Here is an 866-nt window from a genome sequence, read left to right on the forward strand (position 1 = left end):
TCGAACTTCCGCTGCCGCTTCCCGCATTCACCGAGGCCGTCCAATGGCCCGCCCTTCACAACAGTGATCCGGCAAGCATCTGGATGCGAGAGGTATTGTTACAGGAGGCGTCTCGAATGACTTCTCCGCGGGACGCCGAAAGGCGTGTCAGGCACCCCTAATTTACTCCCGCGTCTCACGCCGCCATTCGCGTCAATAGCCCTTGTTGGACTAGATCGATGCTCGCGGCAAGTGCGCCGGCCAGATCGTCCAGCGGGTGGGCTGCGTCGGCAAACGGTGCCAATGAGAAGGGGCCCGCATAACCGCCATCAAGCAGCGCCCGGATCTGGCTGCCATTGTCGGAACCGAATAGGACGCGATCAGGGTAAATCCAGTGGATTGGATCGTTCACTCTTGAAATGTGCACGAGACCGGTCAGTTCGCAGGAGAAGAACGTCTCCCCGGCGAGCGTGTGGTGGAACGTGTCGTGCACGAGGCGGAAGACCGACTGGCCATCAATAGCGGCAATGGCCTTAGCCGCTTCGTTCTTCGATCTAAGGGAGCAGGTCTGGAAGCCCAGCGGCTCGATGAGACCGATCAGACCGCGCGACTGGAGGATCGGCTTGAGCGCCTTCAAGGCGACGCGGAGATCGCCCCGGCGCTCGCCATTGGCGGGCCAGGAGCCGTCGTTGACCGGCATCAGCATGAGCGTCTTGGCTCCGCAGGCCGCCGCATAATCGGCGAGCTTGCTCGCCTCGGTCTTGCGGGCGGGTGTCCACTCATTGAAGCGCTGCAAGGCATTGATGGAAATAATCCCAACGCCTGCTTCGGCGGCGGCAGACCGGACGTCCGCCGCCGGCATGCCGCGTGCAATAGCATTGCTGCGC

Annotated in this window: 1 protein-coding gene and 1 pseudogene; one reads left to right on the forward strand and one right to left on the reverse strand. The window is 62.2% G+C overall.

Translation table 11 applies throughout. The annotated features are described in order from the left end of the window. A pseudogene (locus AC0L2X_RS32425) lies at positions 1-161 on the forward strand (LysR family transcriptional regulator); the annotation flags it as partial. Positions 162-175: 14 nt separating this feature from the next. Here AC0L2X_RS32425 and AC0L2X_RS32430 read toward each other — a convergent pair. Further along, positions 176-866: TIM barrel protein (locus tag AC0L2X_RS32430; RefSeq protein ID WP_473601214.1), on the reverse strand; the 691-nt coding region annotated here is incomplete at its 5' end.

Source organism: Mesorhizobium sp. WSM4828 (assembly GCF_055811175.1).